The organism is Streptomyces sp. NPDC048637, assembly GCF_040650675.1.
Classification (GTDB): Bacteria; Actinomycetota; Actinomycetes; order Streptomycetales; family Streptomycetaceae; genus Streptomyces.
In genome coordinates this window covers 251150-266690 of the sequence record NZ_JBEZHQ010000007.1, presented here as the reverse complement: position 1 = coordinate 266690, position 15541 = coordinate 251150, and the positions used below count along the sequence as shown (strand labels likewise).

Here is a 15541-nt window from a genome sequence, read left to right as displayed (position 1 = left end):
GCAACCGCCATCTGGCACAACTGGACCACCGGAGCCCCAGCCAAACGATCCCTGACCGCCTACGACCACTGAGAACATCGGACTCATTCATCTAGCGGCCCACGGCTCTGCGGAGCTCTTCCTTGTTCATCTGGGAGCGGCCGTCGATGTTCTTCTTCTTGGCCTCCTCGTACAGCTGGTCCTTCGTCGGGCCCTGCGGCCCGCTGTGGGAACGTTCGCCGCCGCGCTGGGAGGCGGATTTGGGGTCGCGGAGGGAGGCCTTGCTCGCGGTTTTCGCTTCCCCGGCGCGTGCGCGTTCCTTGTTCACCGTGCGCGCGGCGATCTCCTTGGCGCGCTTCTTGGAGACGCCGTGCTCCAGCGCGTTCTCCTTGATGTGCTCGTACTGCCGCTCACGCTTCTTGTCCGAACCTGCCGGCATGATGCAGCTCCTTGTCGAGTGAGGCGTCTTGCGTGTGCTGAATGTCGCGTGCCCACAGCCCGGCGCATCCACAGGCTGCGGCTGTGCATCTACCACTCCACTCCCAATGGGAGCCGTGCGCGACAGGAGAGAGCCGACCAGGCAGCGTCTGCACAGCCAGATGGAGGACGCAGGCGCGGCCCCCTTGGCGTGCGAGCCCGGTCCGCCATTGCGTAGCCGGGCAGGGGCGGGGCGGGCCGGGGCGGGGCGAGCTGGGCTGGGACGGGGCGGGACAGGACGGGACGGGGCGGGGCGCGGATCGCCCGGGCACTGGAGGTGCTGGGGCTGTACACCCGATCGGTCGAGGGCGCACTGAACACCACCACCGTCAAAGCGCTGGTGGAACCCCGCAGCCGCCTGATCATCCACAGCAGCGCGGGTCATCCGCCCCCGGTCCTGGTACACGCGGACGGCGGCGCCCGCGACGCCATCGCTGTGATCATCACCCGGTTGTGACGGGGGCTTCGCCGTTCCGTGCGCCCCAGGTGACCGGCAGCGCGCGGACGCCGTAGACGAGCATGTCGTCGCGGAACGGCAGGTCCTCGACGGGTACGGCGAGCCGCAGGTCGGGGAAGCGGGAGAACAGGCTGACGAGCATGATCTCCAGCTCGGCGCGGGCAAGGTTCTGGCCCAGGCACGCATGCGGGCCGTAGCCGAACGAGACGTGGGCGACCGGGGCGCGGTCGAGGTCGAGCTGGTCGGCGTGGGGGCACAGGGCAGGGTCGAGATTGGCCGCGGCCATACTGGCCGCGACCCACTCTCCGGCGCGGATCAGCTGCCCGCCGATCTCGACGTCCTCCACGGCGCGGCGGATGAGGCCGCCTCCGCCCTCGATGCCGATGAGGCAGCGCAAGAGCTCCTCGACGGACTGCCCGGCCCTCTCCGGATGTGCGGTGAACTTCGCCAGCTGGTCGGGCTGTTGGAGCAGTGTGGCGATCGCCAGACCGGCGAAGTTCGCCGTCGTTTCGTGGCCGGCTATCAGCAGCCCGATGCACAGTATCGTCAGCTCTTCACGGTCGAGGTCCCGCTGTTCGTGCAGTAGCCGGCTGATCAGGTCCTCGCGGGGATCGCTCGACCTGGCGTCGAACACCCGCCCAAGGATCTCGCCGAGCTTCGCGAAGGACTGCTGGACGTCGGCGGCGGTCGCGTGGAGGCTCATGGAGGTGCTCGCCGCGTCCTGGAATGCCTGCCGGTGCCCGTACGGCACGCCGAGCAGCTCCGCGATCACGAGCGAGGGCACCGGCAGCGTGAAGGTGCTCACCAAATCCACCGGTGTGGAATGGCGTGCCACGTCGTCGAGATGTTCATCGACGATGCGCTGGATATGCGGCCGCATCTCGGCAATGCGCTTGACCATGAACTCCTTGGTCAGCTTTCGACGGTAGTGCCGGTGCTGCTCGCCATCGGACCGGTTGAACGCGGCCGGCTGGTTCACCGGTGGCCGGGAGATCTGTCGCTTCTGCGGTTCCGTCTCGTCCTTGCGGCTGCTGAACCGGGCGGGGTCACTGGTCACCGCGCAGAAGTACTCGTACCGGGAAACCAGCCAGGCGTCGATCCCGTTGGGGAAGCGGACTTTGCGGACGGGCTCTTCCCTCAGCAGACGGGGCACTTCGCGCACCGGCCGGAGCACATGATCGCGGTCGCGGGGCAGCGGGATCGGGTCGAGTGCGGGATGGGCCATGGGAAGCTCCTGGCTTTCGGTGGGTGTACGACTGTCGGTGTTCACGGCACCGGGGAGCGGGCAGCGGCGGTCGCGGAGCGCCGAGGGGGTGGCCGTCAACTCCGCCGGGGGCCGACGGCTCGACGGACGGCGGTCGGTCCGGTGTCGTGGCTCAAGAAGATCCGGCGCCGCTGACCCGCACCGGTCAGCAGCCTGACGGTTGCCTGACGTCGCCGGCCGGTGAACCGAACGGCCCTGGCCGGCGACCGCGCCTTCGGGAGCCGGCGGACGGGGCGTCAGGCATCATCGGCCTGCCGGACCGCGCGGCGGTTCCCGGCCGCGCCTATGGTGATCACACCTCTCCCCCGTTCCCGAGCGGGCCGGCTGGAGGGATGCCTGCGGCTTGGCCACTGTCCCTTCTGCCTCGGAGTACGACGTGGGGAACAAGACGACGCCCTTGACGGGCCGGCTCGCGGTGGTGACGGGCGCCGCCCGCGGGCTCGGCGCGGGCATTGCCCGGGAATTGGCCCGGTACGGTGCGCGGGTCGTGGTCCTCGGCCGGGAGGAGGAGACGCTCGCTCGACTGGCGGACTCGCTCCCCGTCGAAGCGCACACCTTCGAGGTGGACGTCACCGATGACGCGGCGATGGACCGCGTGGCCGCCCGGATTCATGACCGCATCGGCCGGCCGTCCGTAGTCGTTGCCAACGCCGGTGTGGCCGAGGGAGGCCCGTTCCCCACATCGGATCCGGCCACCTGGCGGCGGGTCATCGAGGTGAACCTCATCGGCAGCGCGATTACTGCACGGGCCTTCCTTCCGAGCCTGCTGGCCACGCGCGGATACTTCCTGCAGATCGCCTCGACGGCCGCCTTCGGACCGGCGCCCATGATGAGTGCGTACTGCGCCTCCAAGGCCGGCGTGGAGTCCTTCGCCCAGTGCTTGCGTGCGGAACTCGGCCACCAAGGAGTCGGTGTCGGCATCGCCTACCTGAACTGGACCGATACCGACATGATCCGCGATGCGGACCAGCACGGGGTACTCCGGGAACTGCGCGCCCACATGCCGCCGCCTGCCCGGCGCGTCCACCCCGTCGAGAAGGTCGCCGCACGCATCACGACCGCGATCGAACGCCGCTCCCCCACCGTCTACACACCCTCATGGCTGCGCCTCGCACAGCCGGTCCGCCCCCTGCTGCCACCGCTGGTCGCCTGGATCTCCAAGCGGGAACTGCCCCGGCTCGCCGAACGGGTCCGCTTCGACGCCACCGGGCTCCTCGGCTCCGGTGGCCGCTCCGACCGGACGGCCAGTGGGCAGGGGACACACGGCGGGTAGCAGCATCCACCAAGCCTCTGGCTCTGGCTCTGGCTCTGGCTCTGGCTCTGGCTCTGGCTCTGGCTCTGGCTCTGGCTCTGGCTCGCCGGGCATACCGCGCCCTGCCCCGGTCAGGGGACTGCACAGGCATATCGCACGCAGCCCGGGTCAGCGGTCGGCGATGTCCTCACGGAGGCCGTCGGAGAACTCCCACCATGACAGGGGGAGCCAGTCACCGTTCACGAATGCATCGACAGTCGCCCCGCGACCACGGACAGTAACCGTAGTTCCAGGCGGGTACGTGGTGCCGGACAGGCCGGGCACCGGGACGAGCAAGGTCCCGAGTCGCTGTGCTGCCACGTGCCGCCCTCCCTCTTTCGTTTCTCGGTGCGACATTGCGATACCAGAGTGGATATTCCCTCTCACATTAGCGGCTTGCCCCGCCCAGCAGACCGGAGAATCATGAGTGATAGCTCACGTCAAAGGGGCGGGGAAACCATGCGCACTCTTCGCTGAGCGGGAGGTGGCAGCAAATGAAAGCCGTCGTCTACAAAGGACCTTTCACCGTGGCGGTCGAGAATGTCGACAAGCCCGGCATCCAGCATCCCAACGAGGCGATCGTAAAGGTCACCTCCACCGCGATCTGCGGCTCGGACCTGCATATGTACGAAGGGCGTACGGCAGCGGAGCCGGGCATCGTCTTCGGGCACGAGAACATGGGAATCATCGAGGAGCTCGGCCAGGGCGTCACCTCCCTCAAGGAGGGTGACCGGGTGGTCATGCCCTTCAATGTCGCCTGCGGATTCTGCGACAATTGCGTCGAGGGATTCACGGGCTTCTGTCAAACCGTCAATCCGGGATTCGCGGGCGGCGCTTACGGCTATGTCGCCATGGGACCCTGGTCGGGCGGCCAGGCCGAATATCTGCGCGTGCCCTACGCCGACTTCAACTGCCTGAAGCTGCCACCGGGAAACGAGCACGAGACCGACTTCATCCTGCTCGCCGACATCTTCCCCACCGGCTATCACGGCTGTGAACTCGCCCAGGTACGCCCTGGGGAGAAGGTCGCGGTGTACGGCGGCGGGCCGGTCGGCCTGATGGCCGCCTACTCGGCGCTGCTGCGCGGCGCGAGCAAGGTCTTCGTCGTGGACCGGGTGCCCGAGCGGCTGGCAAAGGCCGAGGAGATCGGCGCGGTCCCGGTCAACTTCGCCGAGGGCGACCCGGTGCAGCAGATCAAGGATCAGACGGAGGGCGTCGGCACGGACAAGGGCGTGGACGCCGTCGGCTACCAGGCGATGGCGCACGGCGCGGCACGCGAGGAACCGGCGACCGTGCTGAACTCGCTCGTCGACACGGTCCGGGCCACCGGTGCTCTTGGCGTCCCGGGACTGTACGTACCGGCGGATCCCGGCGGCCCGGACGAGCAGGCCAGGCGGGGCATGCTCCTGGTCTCGATCGGCAAGCTCTTCGAGAAGGGCCTGCGGATGGGTACCGGGCAGTGCAACGTGAAGCGCTATAACCGGTTCCTGCGCGACATGATCATCGAGGGCCGGGCAAAGCCGAGCTTCGTCGTCTCGCACGACCTGCCCCTGGACCAGGCCCCCTCGGCATACGACAAGTTCGACAAGCGCATCGAGGGGTACACCAAGGTCGTCCTGCATCCCTAGATCTCGCGAGAAACCCCGTCGGCCGCGCCGCCGTACCGGCCGAGGCGGCCGACGGGACAGCGCCTTGCCCGCCGTCGCGCCGGCCACACGCGGCCCGCCCGGAGAAAATCGTCCGTCCGCGCGGTGCTACGTCTCCTCTTCCATACGGATCACTTTCTCGAGATCCTTCGCCGCCTGGCCACCCTGGTCTTCAAAGGACTCCAGCAGGGCGGCCGCCAGGGCGTCGAGTTTCCGCTGGATCGCATGTTCCGCGCGGAGCTCGGAATTCTTCAGCAAGGCAAGGAGGAGCAGGGTCACTGCGGTCATCAAGTCCCCCGCCAGCAGCTGCCATTCCAGCGACAGATGTGCGAAATGGACGGCAAGGAACAGTGCGATCAGAGCGAGGCAGACCACGAAGAAGGCGGGCGAGCTGGTGAAATGCGAGGACTTTCCGGCCAGTTCGGCGAACCGTCCGCGTCGCGTTCCGCCCCGCTCCACAGGGTGACGAAGAGTCATGGCACCTGGATACTCAATGGAATCGCCATGGTGGACAGCGCCATGCCGAAGGCGCCAAGGTTTTCACTTCAACAGCGACGCATCCAGCCGTGCCGCCGGGCGCGCCAGGACCTCTTAGATTTCCTGCGCGCCGGCATCGAGAAGCTCAATGGCGGAAGCAGCCGCGATGGCACCGACCACCCGGAACGGACCGGTTTCTCGTCGGTTCCGGGCGGTCGGCGCTTGTCACATCAAGGGGCCGAACTCCCCCCTGGCACGGTCTACTTCACGTCGAGGAAGTCGCTCGTGGAGGTCACTGACGAGGTCGTCGACGTACCGGCGAAGGCATAGCGCCAGTCACCGTCGGCGGTAGCCTTCACGGTCGTCTTCAGGTTGCCGTGGCTGTCCGACTTGATGGTCTTGACCGTGCTGTAGCTGTCGGCGCCCTTCTTGCGGAACTGCAGCTGCACGGACTGCTGGGTGTAGCCCGCGTACTTGTCGCTGTCCCAGTTGGCGCGGGTCAGGGCGCCGGTGACCGTGAGGTTCTTGTTCTTCGTCACGGGCTCCGGCGTGGCGTTGGTGGTCAGCCGCGACGCCCGCTTGACCCAGGAGGACTTGTAGGTGTCCTTGGTGATGTAGTCGCCGTCCTTGCCCACGGCGGACGCGAACACGTGCCACCGGCCGGCGAGGATGTTGCCGTAGACGGTGGACGCCGGGTCGGCAACGAGGGTGACCGAGCAGGTGGCAGTCGTGGCATTGACCGTCTTGCAGGTGCCGTGGTCAACGCTCGGGGTCATGGCGCCGTCGACACCGGTCTTCAGGTCGGTGCCGTGCCACAGGAACGCATAGCCGTCATAGATGCCGGCCGGGTCGGTGGCGGTCACCGAGACGGTGTACGTCTTCTTCAGGCTGGTGCCGACGACGATGTCCTTGCCGCCGTTGACGGTGACGTTCGTGATCTTGGTGTCGCCCCGCCCGTCGTCCGCCACGGCTTTGGCGGGAGACTTCGCGGTGAACGGCGAGAGCTGCGCCTTGACGGCGCGGGCGCCCGGATTGTCCGCGGCCTGTGCAGTCGGGACAGCGAGGGCGGAGAGGGCCAGGGCGCCGGACAGTGCGGCAACAGTGGCTCGAGTGCGCATGAATTCCTCGAAAGGGAAGGGGCCCCGCGGCGTGGGACGCGGTCGACGGGACCCGAATCGGTCTGGAGTCCACTGACTCCGGAAGACCAGACCCTGAACAGATGTGAATGGTTGTACACCTGCGTGAAGTTTTCGTGAATGCCTGTCATGGGTGGGGCCGACCAGCCCTCCAGGACCCTCGGAGCTCAAGGGGTACTGATGCGCGGGCCGTTGCACTCCTCGTCGGTGCGCCTGTCGCCCCACGTGGCCTCGGGGCTGCCGTCGCCGCCAAGTTCTCATTCCCCGGCCGGCAGCACCGCCCCCGCCACCAGCGTGCGCAGCGCGGCCAGCGACTGTTCGGGGTCGACCCGGTCGGGCGCCAGCAGCCACTGCTGGTGAATGCCGATCCCGGCACCGATGATCGTGACGGCCAAGATCTCGGCGGACAGCCCGGGCGGCAGCGGCAGTCGTTCCAGCCATCGTCTGCAGTGGTCGCGCAGGGTGTTGTGGATCTCGACGTAGCGGCCGTGGATCGGCGAGCCCGGTTCCAGCGCCTCCACCAGGAGCGTGACGAAGAGCTTGGTGGTGGGCTGCGCGAACAGGGCGTCGGCACCCCCCATCAGGCGGTCGAACCCCGCCGCCACCTCCTCCTCCGGCTCCACCAACTCCGCCGGCCCCTCGACGAGTCCGGCGCGGATCAGGTCCACCGAACGTTCGAGGACGGCCAGCAGGAGACCTTCCTTGCTGCCGAAGTGCCACGGGATCGATCCCCGGCTGATTCCGGACCGCTCGGCCACGTCGGCGAACGTGGTCTGCCGGTAGCCCTTCGCCGCGAACAGCTCCGCCGCCGCCCGGAGGATCAGCTCACTGCTCTCGTGGCTGGTTTGCTCTCGTCGCGTTGTCACGCCACCTCCTCTGTGCTAGCAATAATATTCTATGCTGACCGACATAGGGGGTTGCTTTGCGCTTCGTCACCTACGCCTCGGCTGACGGCGACCGGGCCGGCATCCTCAACGGCCAGCTGATCCATGCGTTACCCGAAGGCTCCTCTCTGCTCGAACTGCTCGGCCCTGCACTGCGGCTGGCGGGCGAGCACGCCCTGAGTGAGCCCGCCGAGGTCATCGCGCTCGCCGATGTCACGCTGTCCGCCACCCCCGCCAACCAGGACAGACACGACCACCATCGAGCAACGCCAAGGAGAGCATCATGAAGGTAGGAATGGTAGCGAGCCACTATCCGCACGCTGCTTATCGTGCGGAGTTCATCTCGCGGGTCCATCAGGTCCGCGAGGTGTTCCTGCGGACGCCGGGATGTCTTTCAGCTGACTGCTGGGAGTCCACCGACGCGGTGATTTCGATTGTGCAATGGGAGTCCGAGGAAGCCTTCGCCACGTCATTCGCCGTCGTCGAGGCGGCAGGACTGGACCTCGCCTATGACGAGCGCGAATCACGCCCCCGCGAGATCGTCCGGCTCACGGCGTGCTGATCCCACTCCCCCATCTCGACGCGCAGCAACGGCACTTCCCACACTTCTGAAGCCGCCCGCCGCCCGTCGCGGAGACCCGCTCGCCCGCACGACCCATCGGGCGAGCGGGCTCAACGGTGTGTCCTGCTCATGGCCCAGACTCTGGTGTGCTCACTGCCCGAGGAGTTCAGCGAAGCGGTCCAGCGCACGAGCGGTGCGGTGGTGGTCGCCGGTGGCGGTGGCGGTGGCGGTGAGATCCCACAGCAGACTGCGGACCACGGCCATGACCACCGTGGGAGTGACGGTGTCGCACCCGACGCTAGTCCTCACTCCCGGCCGGCGGCATCGCCGTGCCACCCCGGCACCCTGTGAAGGTGGCGTTCGGGCAGAAGGCGTCGAAGCCCATCTCGTACCGTGCGAAGGCTTTCCAGGCGGCGTTCCGGACCACTGTGTACTCGGTGCTGGTCAGCGCTCCGCCCTTCATCGCCTTGAAGGCCCGCAGGATTGCATCGCGCGCCACGAGGAACGAGGGGTTTTTCGGGGTGAGCTTCATGCCGTCGACGACCGCCTGCCACGTCACCCGGTAGCCCCGCTCCTTGTTGTCGAGCGCGGCGGTGACCTTGCGGGTCAGTTCCATGAGGGCCGCGCACCAGATCTCGCCGACGTCATGGACTTCCTGGTAGGTCAGATCGCCGTTGCCGGTGCCCGCGACCTCGCCCGGCCCCTTGCCGATGTCTCCGAAGGTGCCGGGGTACTGCGCGTCGTAGGGCCGTTGGCGGATGCCTCTCGATTGGTTGACCACCCAGTTTCCGACGACGGCGCGCTCCTGGGTGTTCGAGAAGTTCCTGGTGGTGAGGGCGAAATAGTCTCCCCAGCCCTCGCCCATCGCGACCGACTGGTCCTCGTCGAGACCGTTCGCGTCGAACAGGCCGCCGACGAGACGGTTCGACACCCCGTGGCAGAACTCGTGGAGGACGACGTCGAAGTCGTCGGCCGTGTGGCGGCCGGTGTCGGTGACCAGCCCCATGTTCATCACGGCTTCCAGGCCGTCGGCCCGGGTGGCCATGTTGGCCGTCCCGAACACCGACCCCGGGTGCGCGAGGGCCCGGACGGGGTCCGCCCCCTTCCCCAGGCCCGTCACATTCGTGGTCTGGAAGTTGCCCTGGTCCTCCGTGAAGCCGAGCATCATGAAGAGGTCGTGGGCGAAATTGCAGAAGTAGAAGATGTTGGTGACGAACTGCTCGGGGCTGTCCTGCGCCGGATCGAAGAGGCTGTTGCCCGCGGCATCGACCGTGACCTCGACGGGGCGGCGGGTCTTCCCATTGAGCGCGCGTACGTTGTTGCCCTCGGTCGACACCTTCCCGTTGTGGGTCTCTGCCCAGGGCAGCGGGAAGTCGGCGGGCAGTCCCGCGGATACCGCGGTCGGATAGCCGTCGGCCGGCAGCGGGAACGGGACGGTGTCAAAGGTGCTCTCGGCCGGGTTCCGCTGGAAGACGCGTCCCGCGATCGCGTGCCGGACTGTGTCGTAGAAGTAGAGGATCTCGGGCTCGTTCGGATTGCGGGTCCGGTCGTCGGCCTCGACGAAGGCGTGGTACTGAGCGGCCAGTTTCTCTCTCGAAATGGTGAACATCCAGGTGAGACGGGCATCATCGCCCATGTACAGGTAGACGAGCCGGGCCGGGATGGCTTCCTCGAACGGTCCCTTGCTGAACGTCATCGGCTGATCGTTCCGTGCCTGGTGCGACAGGCGCTCGAAGCCGTCCGACACGTCGAGACGCGGGAGTTCGTCGTTGCCGAAGACTCCGTGGAGCGTGCTCGGCTCGGCGGCCTTCGCGGCCGCCACCCGCAGCGCCACCTCGGCCGGGACCACCGGCTTGGCCGGCAGGTTCGCAGGTGTGCTCACCGTGTCGCCGATGACCCGGTCGACGGTGCCGTCCTCGAGCAGCCACACCTTGGGTGCCATGGCCCACACCTCGATGCCGTTGAGCACCTGCTGCAGGCTCACGACGCGCATGCCCTCGCTCGTCGTCGTCACATTCGGGTCGGCCTCGAACTCCGCCGGCTCGCCGGCCGCGAAGCCGATCGCCTCGGCAACCGAAGCGACGTACTGCTTGGCCTGGGCGATATAGCCGGCGTCGGGCATGGCCACCGACTCGTCCGTGGCGGTGAATCCAGGCGCACCGGCCACCCGCAGCTCCGTCAGATGCCCGGTGAAGCGGTTCACCTTGCTGCGGTCCGCCACGAGGGTGTGGTCGACCTCTGCCGCCACCCGTTCGGTGTCGTCGAGGAAGGCATCGGCTTCGGCGACGCTGGCCAAGCGGTCGTAGCTCTTGTTCCGCTTGTCGATCATTACGCTCATGGCGTGCTCCTTGTCGGGGTTCACAGGCCCGCGAGAGTGAGTGCCGCCGCCGCGACCGTGCGGGCGATCGCGGCGGCGTAGTCCGTGTCGTGGTCGTCGTCGAGCAGGGTGTCGCCCGGCTTGTGGTACTGCCGGGTGCCGGTCGCGGGCGCGCTGTCGTCGAAGAAGTTCTCGCAGACGGCGGCGGCTGCCCAACCGCGTTCATGGAAGCTGGCGTGATCGCTCCGCCCGGCGGCCGGGTCGCCGGAACCCGTGAGCGCTTGGAGCGAGAAGTCGGCTGCGAGCGCCGGGGCGGCCTGGGCGACGAGACCCCCGAGCGCGTCGGAGGCACCTACGACCGGTCCGGGGACCGACGAACCCGTGTGGATCTCCATCGTGCGGGTGCCGCCCTGGAAGCCCGCGATCATGTCCATCTGGAGCACGCCGACGATCCGGTCTCCGGCCGCGGCCGCCGCACGCGCATAGGCCTTGCTGCCGACGAGGCCCTGCTCCTCGGCATTGAAGAGGACGAAGCGCAGCGTCCGTGCCGGTGCCCGGCCGTCGGCGATCATCGCGCTCAGGCACTCGGCCGCGGCCAGGACCGCCGCCGTACCGCTCCCGTCGTCGTCGGCGCCGGGTGCCGGGTCGATGGCCGGGTCATAGGGGCGCGGCCGGCCGCTGCTGTCGAAGAACTCGCCCCTGGCCGCAGTCGAATCGAGATGTGCCGTGACGAGCACGGCGGAGTCCGCTGCCGCGACGCGGAACTCCGCTTCGACGTTGGAGAGCCTGCGCCCCCGCCACGAGAACTCATGGCGCCTGACCGTCAGGCCGAGGTCCTGCAGCCGGCGGGCGAGTGCGCTGACCACAAGGGCGTTGTCAGGGCTCGCCGCGTCGCGGCTGCGCACCTTCAGCGGTTCGCCCTCGACGAGCGGGGCGAAGCCGGAGATACGGGCGACGTGGCCGCGCATGGCCGCCGGGGTGATGGCCGTACGCACCGCGGCGATGGTCTCCGGAGAGGGCACCCCGTTCGCGAACTCGTCGGCGAATCCCTCGACTTGGTCCTCTCCCGGCCGGGAGAGGAGAGCCGGGTCGGGAAGCAGGCGTTCGGTGTGCCCGGGTTTCGCCTCCGCGATGTGCAGGTCTTCGATGGGGGTGCCGGCCGCGGCGGCGACATAGACGCCGCCCGGAGCCGGGCCGAGAGAGGCGACCGACGGCTTCGGCCCGTCGAGTGCGCTCGCGATGAAGGCGTATGCCGCCGCGGCGCGCATGGCGGCTTCCGCTGTTGCCTTGGCCGGCGCCGAGACATCTGTGAGCGCCTCCGGAAGGGAAACCGGGCGGTCATCGCGCATCAGAAAGGCGATGGTCTCCGCCACCTCACCACGGAGGTCGGCTGTGAACCCGCCCTGCTCCAGTGCGCCCACCCCCTGCGCAGTCGCCATGACGAGGACGAGCCGGGCGGAGGCCACATGGACCGGAACGACTTCACCGGCCTGCGCGATCGCTTCAAGGTCGGCCAGGCTCCGGTGCGCCGGCACATCGATTCGTGCCCAGAACACCGGGCGGCCCTCGACGGCGGCAAGCGTGAAAACCGGGTGAGCGGCGGTTCGCATTCCGGCTTCGCGTGCGAAGGCGCGCTCATCCGGGTCTTCGCCCACGAAGACGCAGTCATCGGCCCCGACGCCCGCGCTCGCCACCGCGCCGTCGAAGATCCCCCGGGTGGTCTTGGCGCCCCAGTGAAGGAGGCCGTCATCCGTGAAACGGCCCGCAAAGGCCGCGTGCAACGCCGCCACCGCGCGGGCGCGCGCGGCCTCCCCGGTGCCCGGGTTCGAAATAATGCCTTTCCGCATGCCCGCTGACGTGTCGAGAACATCGAGAACTTCGAGAACACGGGGCCGTGGGCGGAGAGTCAGAGAACCATCGGCCCCGAAGCTCGCGTCCGCGAGCGTGTCACCGATGTCGAAGAAAAGCACAGGCATCTCGGCGCCTCCGGGAAAGAGCGCGCCCCCGACCGGGCTCCGCGATGCCCCGGACCAAGGCCCCGTACTCGCGGGGCGTGCAAGGCGGGTTGCGGCTGCGTGCGCGCTGCTACGAAGGCCCCGCCCTTTCCATTGTCCGTGGGGTGCTGCGTTCTCGCATCCCGAGTCGGACGTCCACTCCCGCGCCCACGACGGGAGTCTCATGCCCTCTGGCTCGCTGCGTCAACTCCCCCTGTCCCCCGGCTCGTTGATACCGCCCGCCCCTCTCGGCCGGTGGGCGCCGATCCTCCCGTCCGTCGCCCCCTGCACGCGTCCCCGCTGTTGATCACATAGGTCGCATGACGCATCGTCAGGCGACGTTTCCTCGGAGGCAGAGCCATGATCGAGCCCCCGCTCACCAACCGGGCGCGCTCTGCCCCTTTCTCCGCCTCCTTCCTCACGTCCAGCGCGTTCATCACGCCCGCCTCGACCCCGTTTTCCGGCTGTCGGCATCCACCGCCCGCCCGAAATGCACTCTTCGTACGCGCATGCAAGTCTGGAACCGGTTCATCGTTCGAGATCCGCCAGGAGGCACGATCGTGGGCAAGAAACAGAGCCGGCAGAACCGCGGCGCCCGCACCGGCGGCCATGAACGCAGTGCCGCCGCGGAGGCGAAGGGGAAGGAGAAGGCATCGGCCCCGCAGGAGCCCGAGCAGTCGATGTCGAAGCACGTCGCCCATAAGGCCCAGCGGAAGTTCGGCCACAACTGATCTTCGGTGACCGGCCGCGGCCGGGGAGCGGGCGCTCCCGTAGGATCGCGGCATGGACCTGTCAGGAAGAGTCTGGGGCGCCACCCGCGCTGAGCGGGAAGCGCCCTATCCGTGCGATCGCCTCGTGGCGGCCCCTACCGAGGGGTGGACCCGGGCCATTGACGTATCGGCGCCGGCCGGCCTCGTCTTCCGTTGGCTACAGCAGTTGACCATCGCGCCGTACAGCTATGACTGGATCGATTTCCGCGGCCGCAAGAGCCCCCACACCCTTGTCGAGGGGCTACCGGAACTGGCCGTGGGACAGCCGCTCCTCGTGTTCGAGATCGCGGACTTCGAGCCCGACACGCACCTCACCGGCGTGCTCCCGCCCCAGCTCGCCGAACAGCACGGGCAGATGGCGGTGAGCTACACCCTGCGCCCGCTCGACAGCGGCTGCCGCCTGGTGGTGAAGGTCGTAGTCGAGGCCAAGGGGTCCCTCGCCCAGAGACTCCGCCGCAGGTTTCTCGCCTGGGGTGATGTCGTCATGATGCGCAAACAGCTCCTGACCCTCAAGAAGCTGGCCGAACGGGATGGCGTCACCAACCTGCCTGAACAACACACCTAAGGGCGCGTCGTTCGGATCGAGCCGGTGGCCCGTATGCGGCTACCGGCCCGGAATCCCCGGTGACGCACCGGGCTGGGAGTCTTCCCCTTCGTATGCCGCCAGCGCGAGTTGGCGGCCGGCCAGCACCTCGCCGAGGTCCTCGAGGACCGCTCGCTCCTTGGCCAGCTTCATACGGGCCGCGGCCTCGACGGCGGCCCATGCCTGCCGGGCACGTTTGTTGGCCACCCGTCGGCTGTCACCCCGGAGGAAGCCTGCCCCCGCCGCACACCCCGCAGCGATCAGCGCCAGCAACGCCGCGGGAATGCGGGCATCCACCGACGCCAGCCCCGCGGCTCCGGATGCACCGGCGAGGAGCGCCGCCGGGAAACCCAGCGCGATATCGACCTTGACCCAGAAATCGGCCCTGCGGTGAGCGAGGTCCTTCTGTCGTATCGCTTCGTCACGTAACCGCTCCAGCTCGGTCCGCAGTCGACAGGGCTCGTTCCAGGAGGGTGACACGGGTGGTCCGGCAGAGGTAGTTGCCATGTCTGGATTCCAACACGGGGGAAACTCAGGGGACTTGTGCGAGCATGCACAGTCTTGCGGGGCGTCCGTGGTGGGCTCTCGACAGATCGGCCGGTGCGGCGGGCCCGGAAGGCGCCCTCCCTCGCTCCCTCCCTCGCCTCAGCTGCGTCTGCCCCTTGCGTCGCCCGCGTACGTCCCTCCTTGACCGACGTCCCGCTCCGCGCAGCTCACCCAGGTTGACTACGGTGGAGGAAGCCGCCGGCGTGGTCACCGGCGGACGGGCGGCCCGCCTCGCGTGTCACCCGGACCCCGAGGAAAGGTGCGGACATGACGAGCGTGCACGGCGACCCCCTGGACATCCCCACCCCGGACGGCGTCGCCGACGCCTACCTCGCGCACCCCGACGACGGCAAGCCGCACCCCGGCGTCCTGCTGTACATGGACGCGTTCGGACTGCGCCCCTCGTTGGAGGAGATGGCCAGGCGGCTGGCCGGGCACGGCTACACGGTGCTGGTACCCAACGTCCTGTACCGCTCAGGGCGTGCGCCCGTGGTGGACCTGCCCGACTTCATCGACCCCTCCCAGCGGCCGGAGATCTTCGAGCAGCTCGGCCCGGTCATGCAGGCCCTCACGCCCGACCTGGCGATGCGGGACGCCGGCGCCTGCCTCGACTGGCTGGCCGCCTCCCCCCTGGTCACCGACGGGCCGGTGGGCACCACCGGCTACTGCATGGGCGGTGTGCTCGGGATCCGCACCGCCGCGGCCTACCCCGACCGTATCGGCGCCGCGGCCTCCTTCCACGCGGGCCGCCTGGCCACCGATGCCGAGGACAGCCCGCACCGGCTCGCCGACCGCATCGCGGCGGAGCTGTACTTCGGCCACGCCGACCATGACTCTTCGATGCCGGCCGACCAGATCGCGAGCCTGGAGCGGGCCTTGGACGCCGAAGGCGTGTCCTACCGCAGCGAGTTGTACGAGGGCGCCCACCACGGCTACACCCAGACCGACACCGCCGCATACAACTCCGAGGCGGACCAGCGTCATTGGCGCAACCTGCTGGAGCTTTTCGGTCGCCGGCTCTGACGGACGGGCGGACGGGCGGGCGGACGGGCGGATGGAAGGGCGGGCGCACGGGCGGAAGGGCGCGCGGAGCAGAATGCGCTGACGAACTGGCCGACCGCGCCCTGCACCTCGTCGACCCGTGCACCGTCCGCTGCG

Annotated in this window: 17 protein-coding genes and 1 pseudogene; 9 read left to right on the top strand and 9 right to left on the bottom strand. The window is 68.6% G+C overall.

Annotated elements, in window-relative coordinates; translation table 11 throughout:
* Positions 1-91 precede the first annotated feature (91 nt).
* Positions 92-418, bottom strand: a complete 327-nt coding sequence (locus AB0C46_RS13250) for a plasmid stabilization protein (protein ID WP_362827908.1) — start codon at positions 416-418, stop codon at positions 92-94.
* Positions 419-718: 300 nt separating this feature from the next.
* On the opposite strand from AB0C46_RS13250, the pseudogene AB0C46_RS13245 reads away from it, so the two are divergent.
* Positions 719-871 (top strand): annotated as a pseudogene (locus AB0C46_RS13245) (protein phosphatase); the annotation flags it as partial.
* 28 nt (positions 872-899) lie between these two features.
* Here AB0C46_RS13245 and AB0C46_RS13240 read toward each other — a convergent pair.
* Positions 900-2138 carry a cytochrome P450 gene (locus AB0C46_RS13240; RefSeq protein WP_362827907.1) on the bottom strand — a complete coding sequence of 413 codons (1239 nt, stop codon included), beginning with the start codon at positions 2136-2138 and terminating at the stop codon, positions 900-902.
* A gap of 415 nt (positions 2139-2553) precedes the next feature.
* Between AB0C46_RS13240 and AB0C46_RS13235 the strand changes: the two genes are divergently transcribed.
* A complete protein-coding gene (locus AB0C46_RS13235) occupies positions 2554-3450 on the top strand; it encodes an SDR family oxidoreductase (protein ID WP_362827906.1) in 897 nt (298 codons plus the stop codon).
* Positions 3451-3597: 147 nt separating this feature from the next.
* Here the strand turns inward: AB0C46_RS13235 and AB0C46_RS13230 are convergent, their stop codons facing one another.
* Positions 3598-3789, bottom strand: a complete 192-nt coding sequence (locus tag AB0C46_RS13230; RefSeq protein ID WP_030931808.1) for a hypothetical protein — start codon at positions 3787-3789, stop codon at positions 3598-3600.
* Between the two features lie 173 nt (positions 3790-3962).
* On the opposite strand from AB0C46_RS13230, the gene AB0C46_RS13225 reads away from it, so the two are divergent.
* Positions 3963-5096, top strand: a complete 1134-nt coding sequence (locus AB0C46_RS13225) for a glutathione-independent formaldehyde dehydrogenase (RefSeq protein WP_362827905.1) — start codon at positions 3963-3965, stop codon at positions 5094-5096.
* A gap of 126 nt (positions 5097-5222) precedes the next feature.
* Here AB0C46_RS13225 and AB0C46_RS13220 read toward each other — a convergent pair whose 3' ends face one another.
* The 3 genes from AB0C46_RS13220 to AB0C46_RS13210 all read right to left on the bottom strand — a co-directional run bounded on the left by AB0C46_RS13220 (position 5223) and on the right by AB0C46_RS13210 (position 7593).
* On the bottom strand, positions 5223-5591 hold the full coding sequence (locus AB0C46_RS13220) for a low affinity iron permease family protein (RefSeq protein ID WP_362827904.1): 369 nt from the start codon (positions 5589-5591) through the stop codon (positions 5223-5225).
* A gap of 260 nt (positions 5592-5851) precedes the next feature.
* Positions 5852-6709, bottom strand: coding sequence for a calcium-binding protein (locus tag AB0C46_RS13215; RefSeq protein ID WP_362827903.1), 858 nt, complete (start codon positions 6707-6709; stop codon positions 5852-5854).
* Positions 6710-6984: 275 nt separating this feature from the next.
* A complete protein-coding gene (locus AB0C46_RS13210) occupies positions 6985-7593 on the bottom strand; it encodes a TetR/AcrR family transcriptional regulator (protein WP_362827902.1) in 609 nt (202 codons plus the stop codon).
* Positions 7594-7649: 56 nt separating this feature from the next.
* Here AB0C46_RS13210 and AB0C46_RS13205 point away from each other — a divergent pair, with 56 nt between their 5' ends.
* Positions 7650-7898 (top strand): hypothetical protein, encoded by a 249-nt coding sequence (locus AB0C46_RS13205; protein WP_362827901.1) that lies wholly within the window; start codon positions 7650-7652, stop codon positions 7896-7898.
* Positions 7895-8173 (top strand): antibiotic biosynthesis monooxygenase, encoded by a 279-nt coding sequence (locus AB0C46_RS13200; RefSeq protein ID WP_362827900.1) that lies wholly within the window; start codon positions 7895-7897, stop codon positions 8171-8173. Before AB0C46_RS13205 ends, AB0C46_RS13200 begins: the two co-directional genes overlap by 4 nt.
* Positions 8174-8471: 298 nt before the next feature.
* On the opposite strand, the gene AB0C46_RS13195 is transcribed toward AB0C46_RS13200, so the two are convergent.
* Positions 8472-10511 (bottom strand): M36 family metallopeptidase, encoded by a 2040-nt coding sequence (locus AB0C46_RS13195; RefSeq protein WP_362827899.1) that lies wholly within the window; start codon positions 10509-10511, stop codon positions 8472-8474.
* Positions 10512-10531: 20 nt separating this feature from the next.
* Positions 10532-11929 carry a M20/M25/M40 family metallo-hydrolase gene (locus AB0C46_RS13190; RefSeq protein WP_362827898.1) on the bottom strand — a complete coding sequence of 466 codons (1398 nt, stop codon included), beginning with the start codon at positions 11927-11929 and terminating at the stop codon, positions 10532-10534.
* A 27-nt stretch (positions 11930-11956) separates the two neighbouring features.
* Between AB0C46_RS13190 and AB0C46_RS13185 the strand changes: the two genes are divergently transcribed.
* The 3 genes from AB0C46_RS13185 to AB0C46_RS13175 all read left to right on the top strand — a co-directional run bounded on the left by AB0C46_RS13185 (position 11957) and on the right by AB0C46_RS13175 (position 13819).
* Positions 11957-12346, top strand: a complete 390-nt coding sequence (locus AB0C46_RS13185) for a hypothetical protein (RefSeq protein ID WP_362827897.1) — start codon at positions 11957-11959, stop codon at positions 12344-12346.
* 698 nt (positions 12347-13044) lie between these two features.
* Positions 13045-13215 (top strand): hypothetical protein, encoded by a 171-nt coding sequence (locus AB0C46_RS13180; protein WP_362827896.1) that lies wholly within the window; start codon positions 13045-13047, stop codon positions 13213-13215.
* A 124-nt stretch (positions 13216-13339) separates the two neighbouring features.
* The gene (locus AB0C46_RS13175) at positions 13340-13819 is read left to right on the top strand and encodes a hypothetical protein (protein ID WP_362827895.1); all 480 of its coding nucleotides are present in this window, start codon (positions 13340-13342) and stop codon (positions 13817-13819) included.
* A 39-nt stretch (positions 13820-13858) separates the two neighbouring features.
* On the opposite strand, the gene AB0C46_RS13170 is transcribed toward AB0C46_RS13175, so the two are convergent.
* Positions 13859-14344 carry a hypothetical protein gene (locus AB0C46_RS13170; RefSeq protein ID WP_362827894.1) on the bottom strand — a complete coding sequence of 162 codons (486 nt, stop codon included), beginning with the start codon at positions 14342-14344 and terminating at the stop codon, positions 13859-13861.
* A gap of 306 nt (positions 14345-14650) precedes the next feature.
* On the opposite strand from AB0C46_RS13170, the gene AB0C46_RS13165 reads away from it, so the two are divergent.
* A complete protein-coding gene (locus AB0C46_RS13165) occupies positions 14651-15406 on the top strand; it encodes a dienelactone hydrolase family protein (protein ID WP_362827893.1) in 756 nt (251 codons plus the stop codon).
* The last annotated feature ends 135 nt before the right edge of the window (positions 15407-15541 follow it).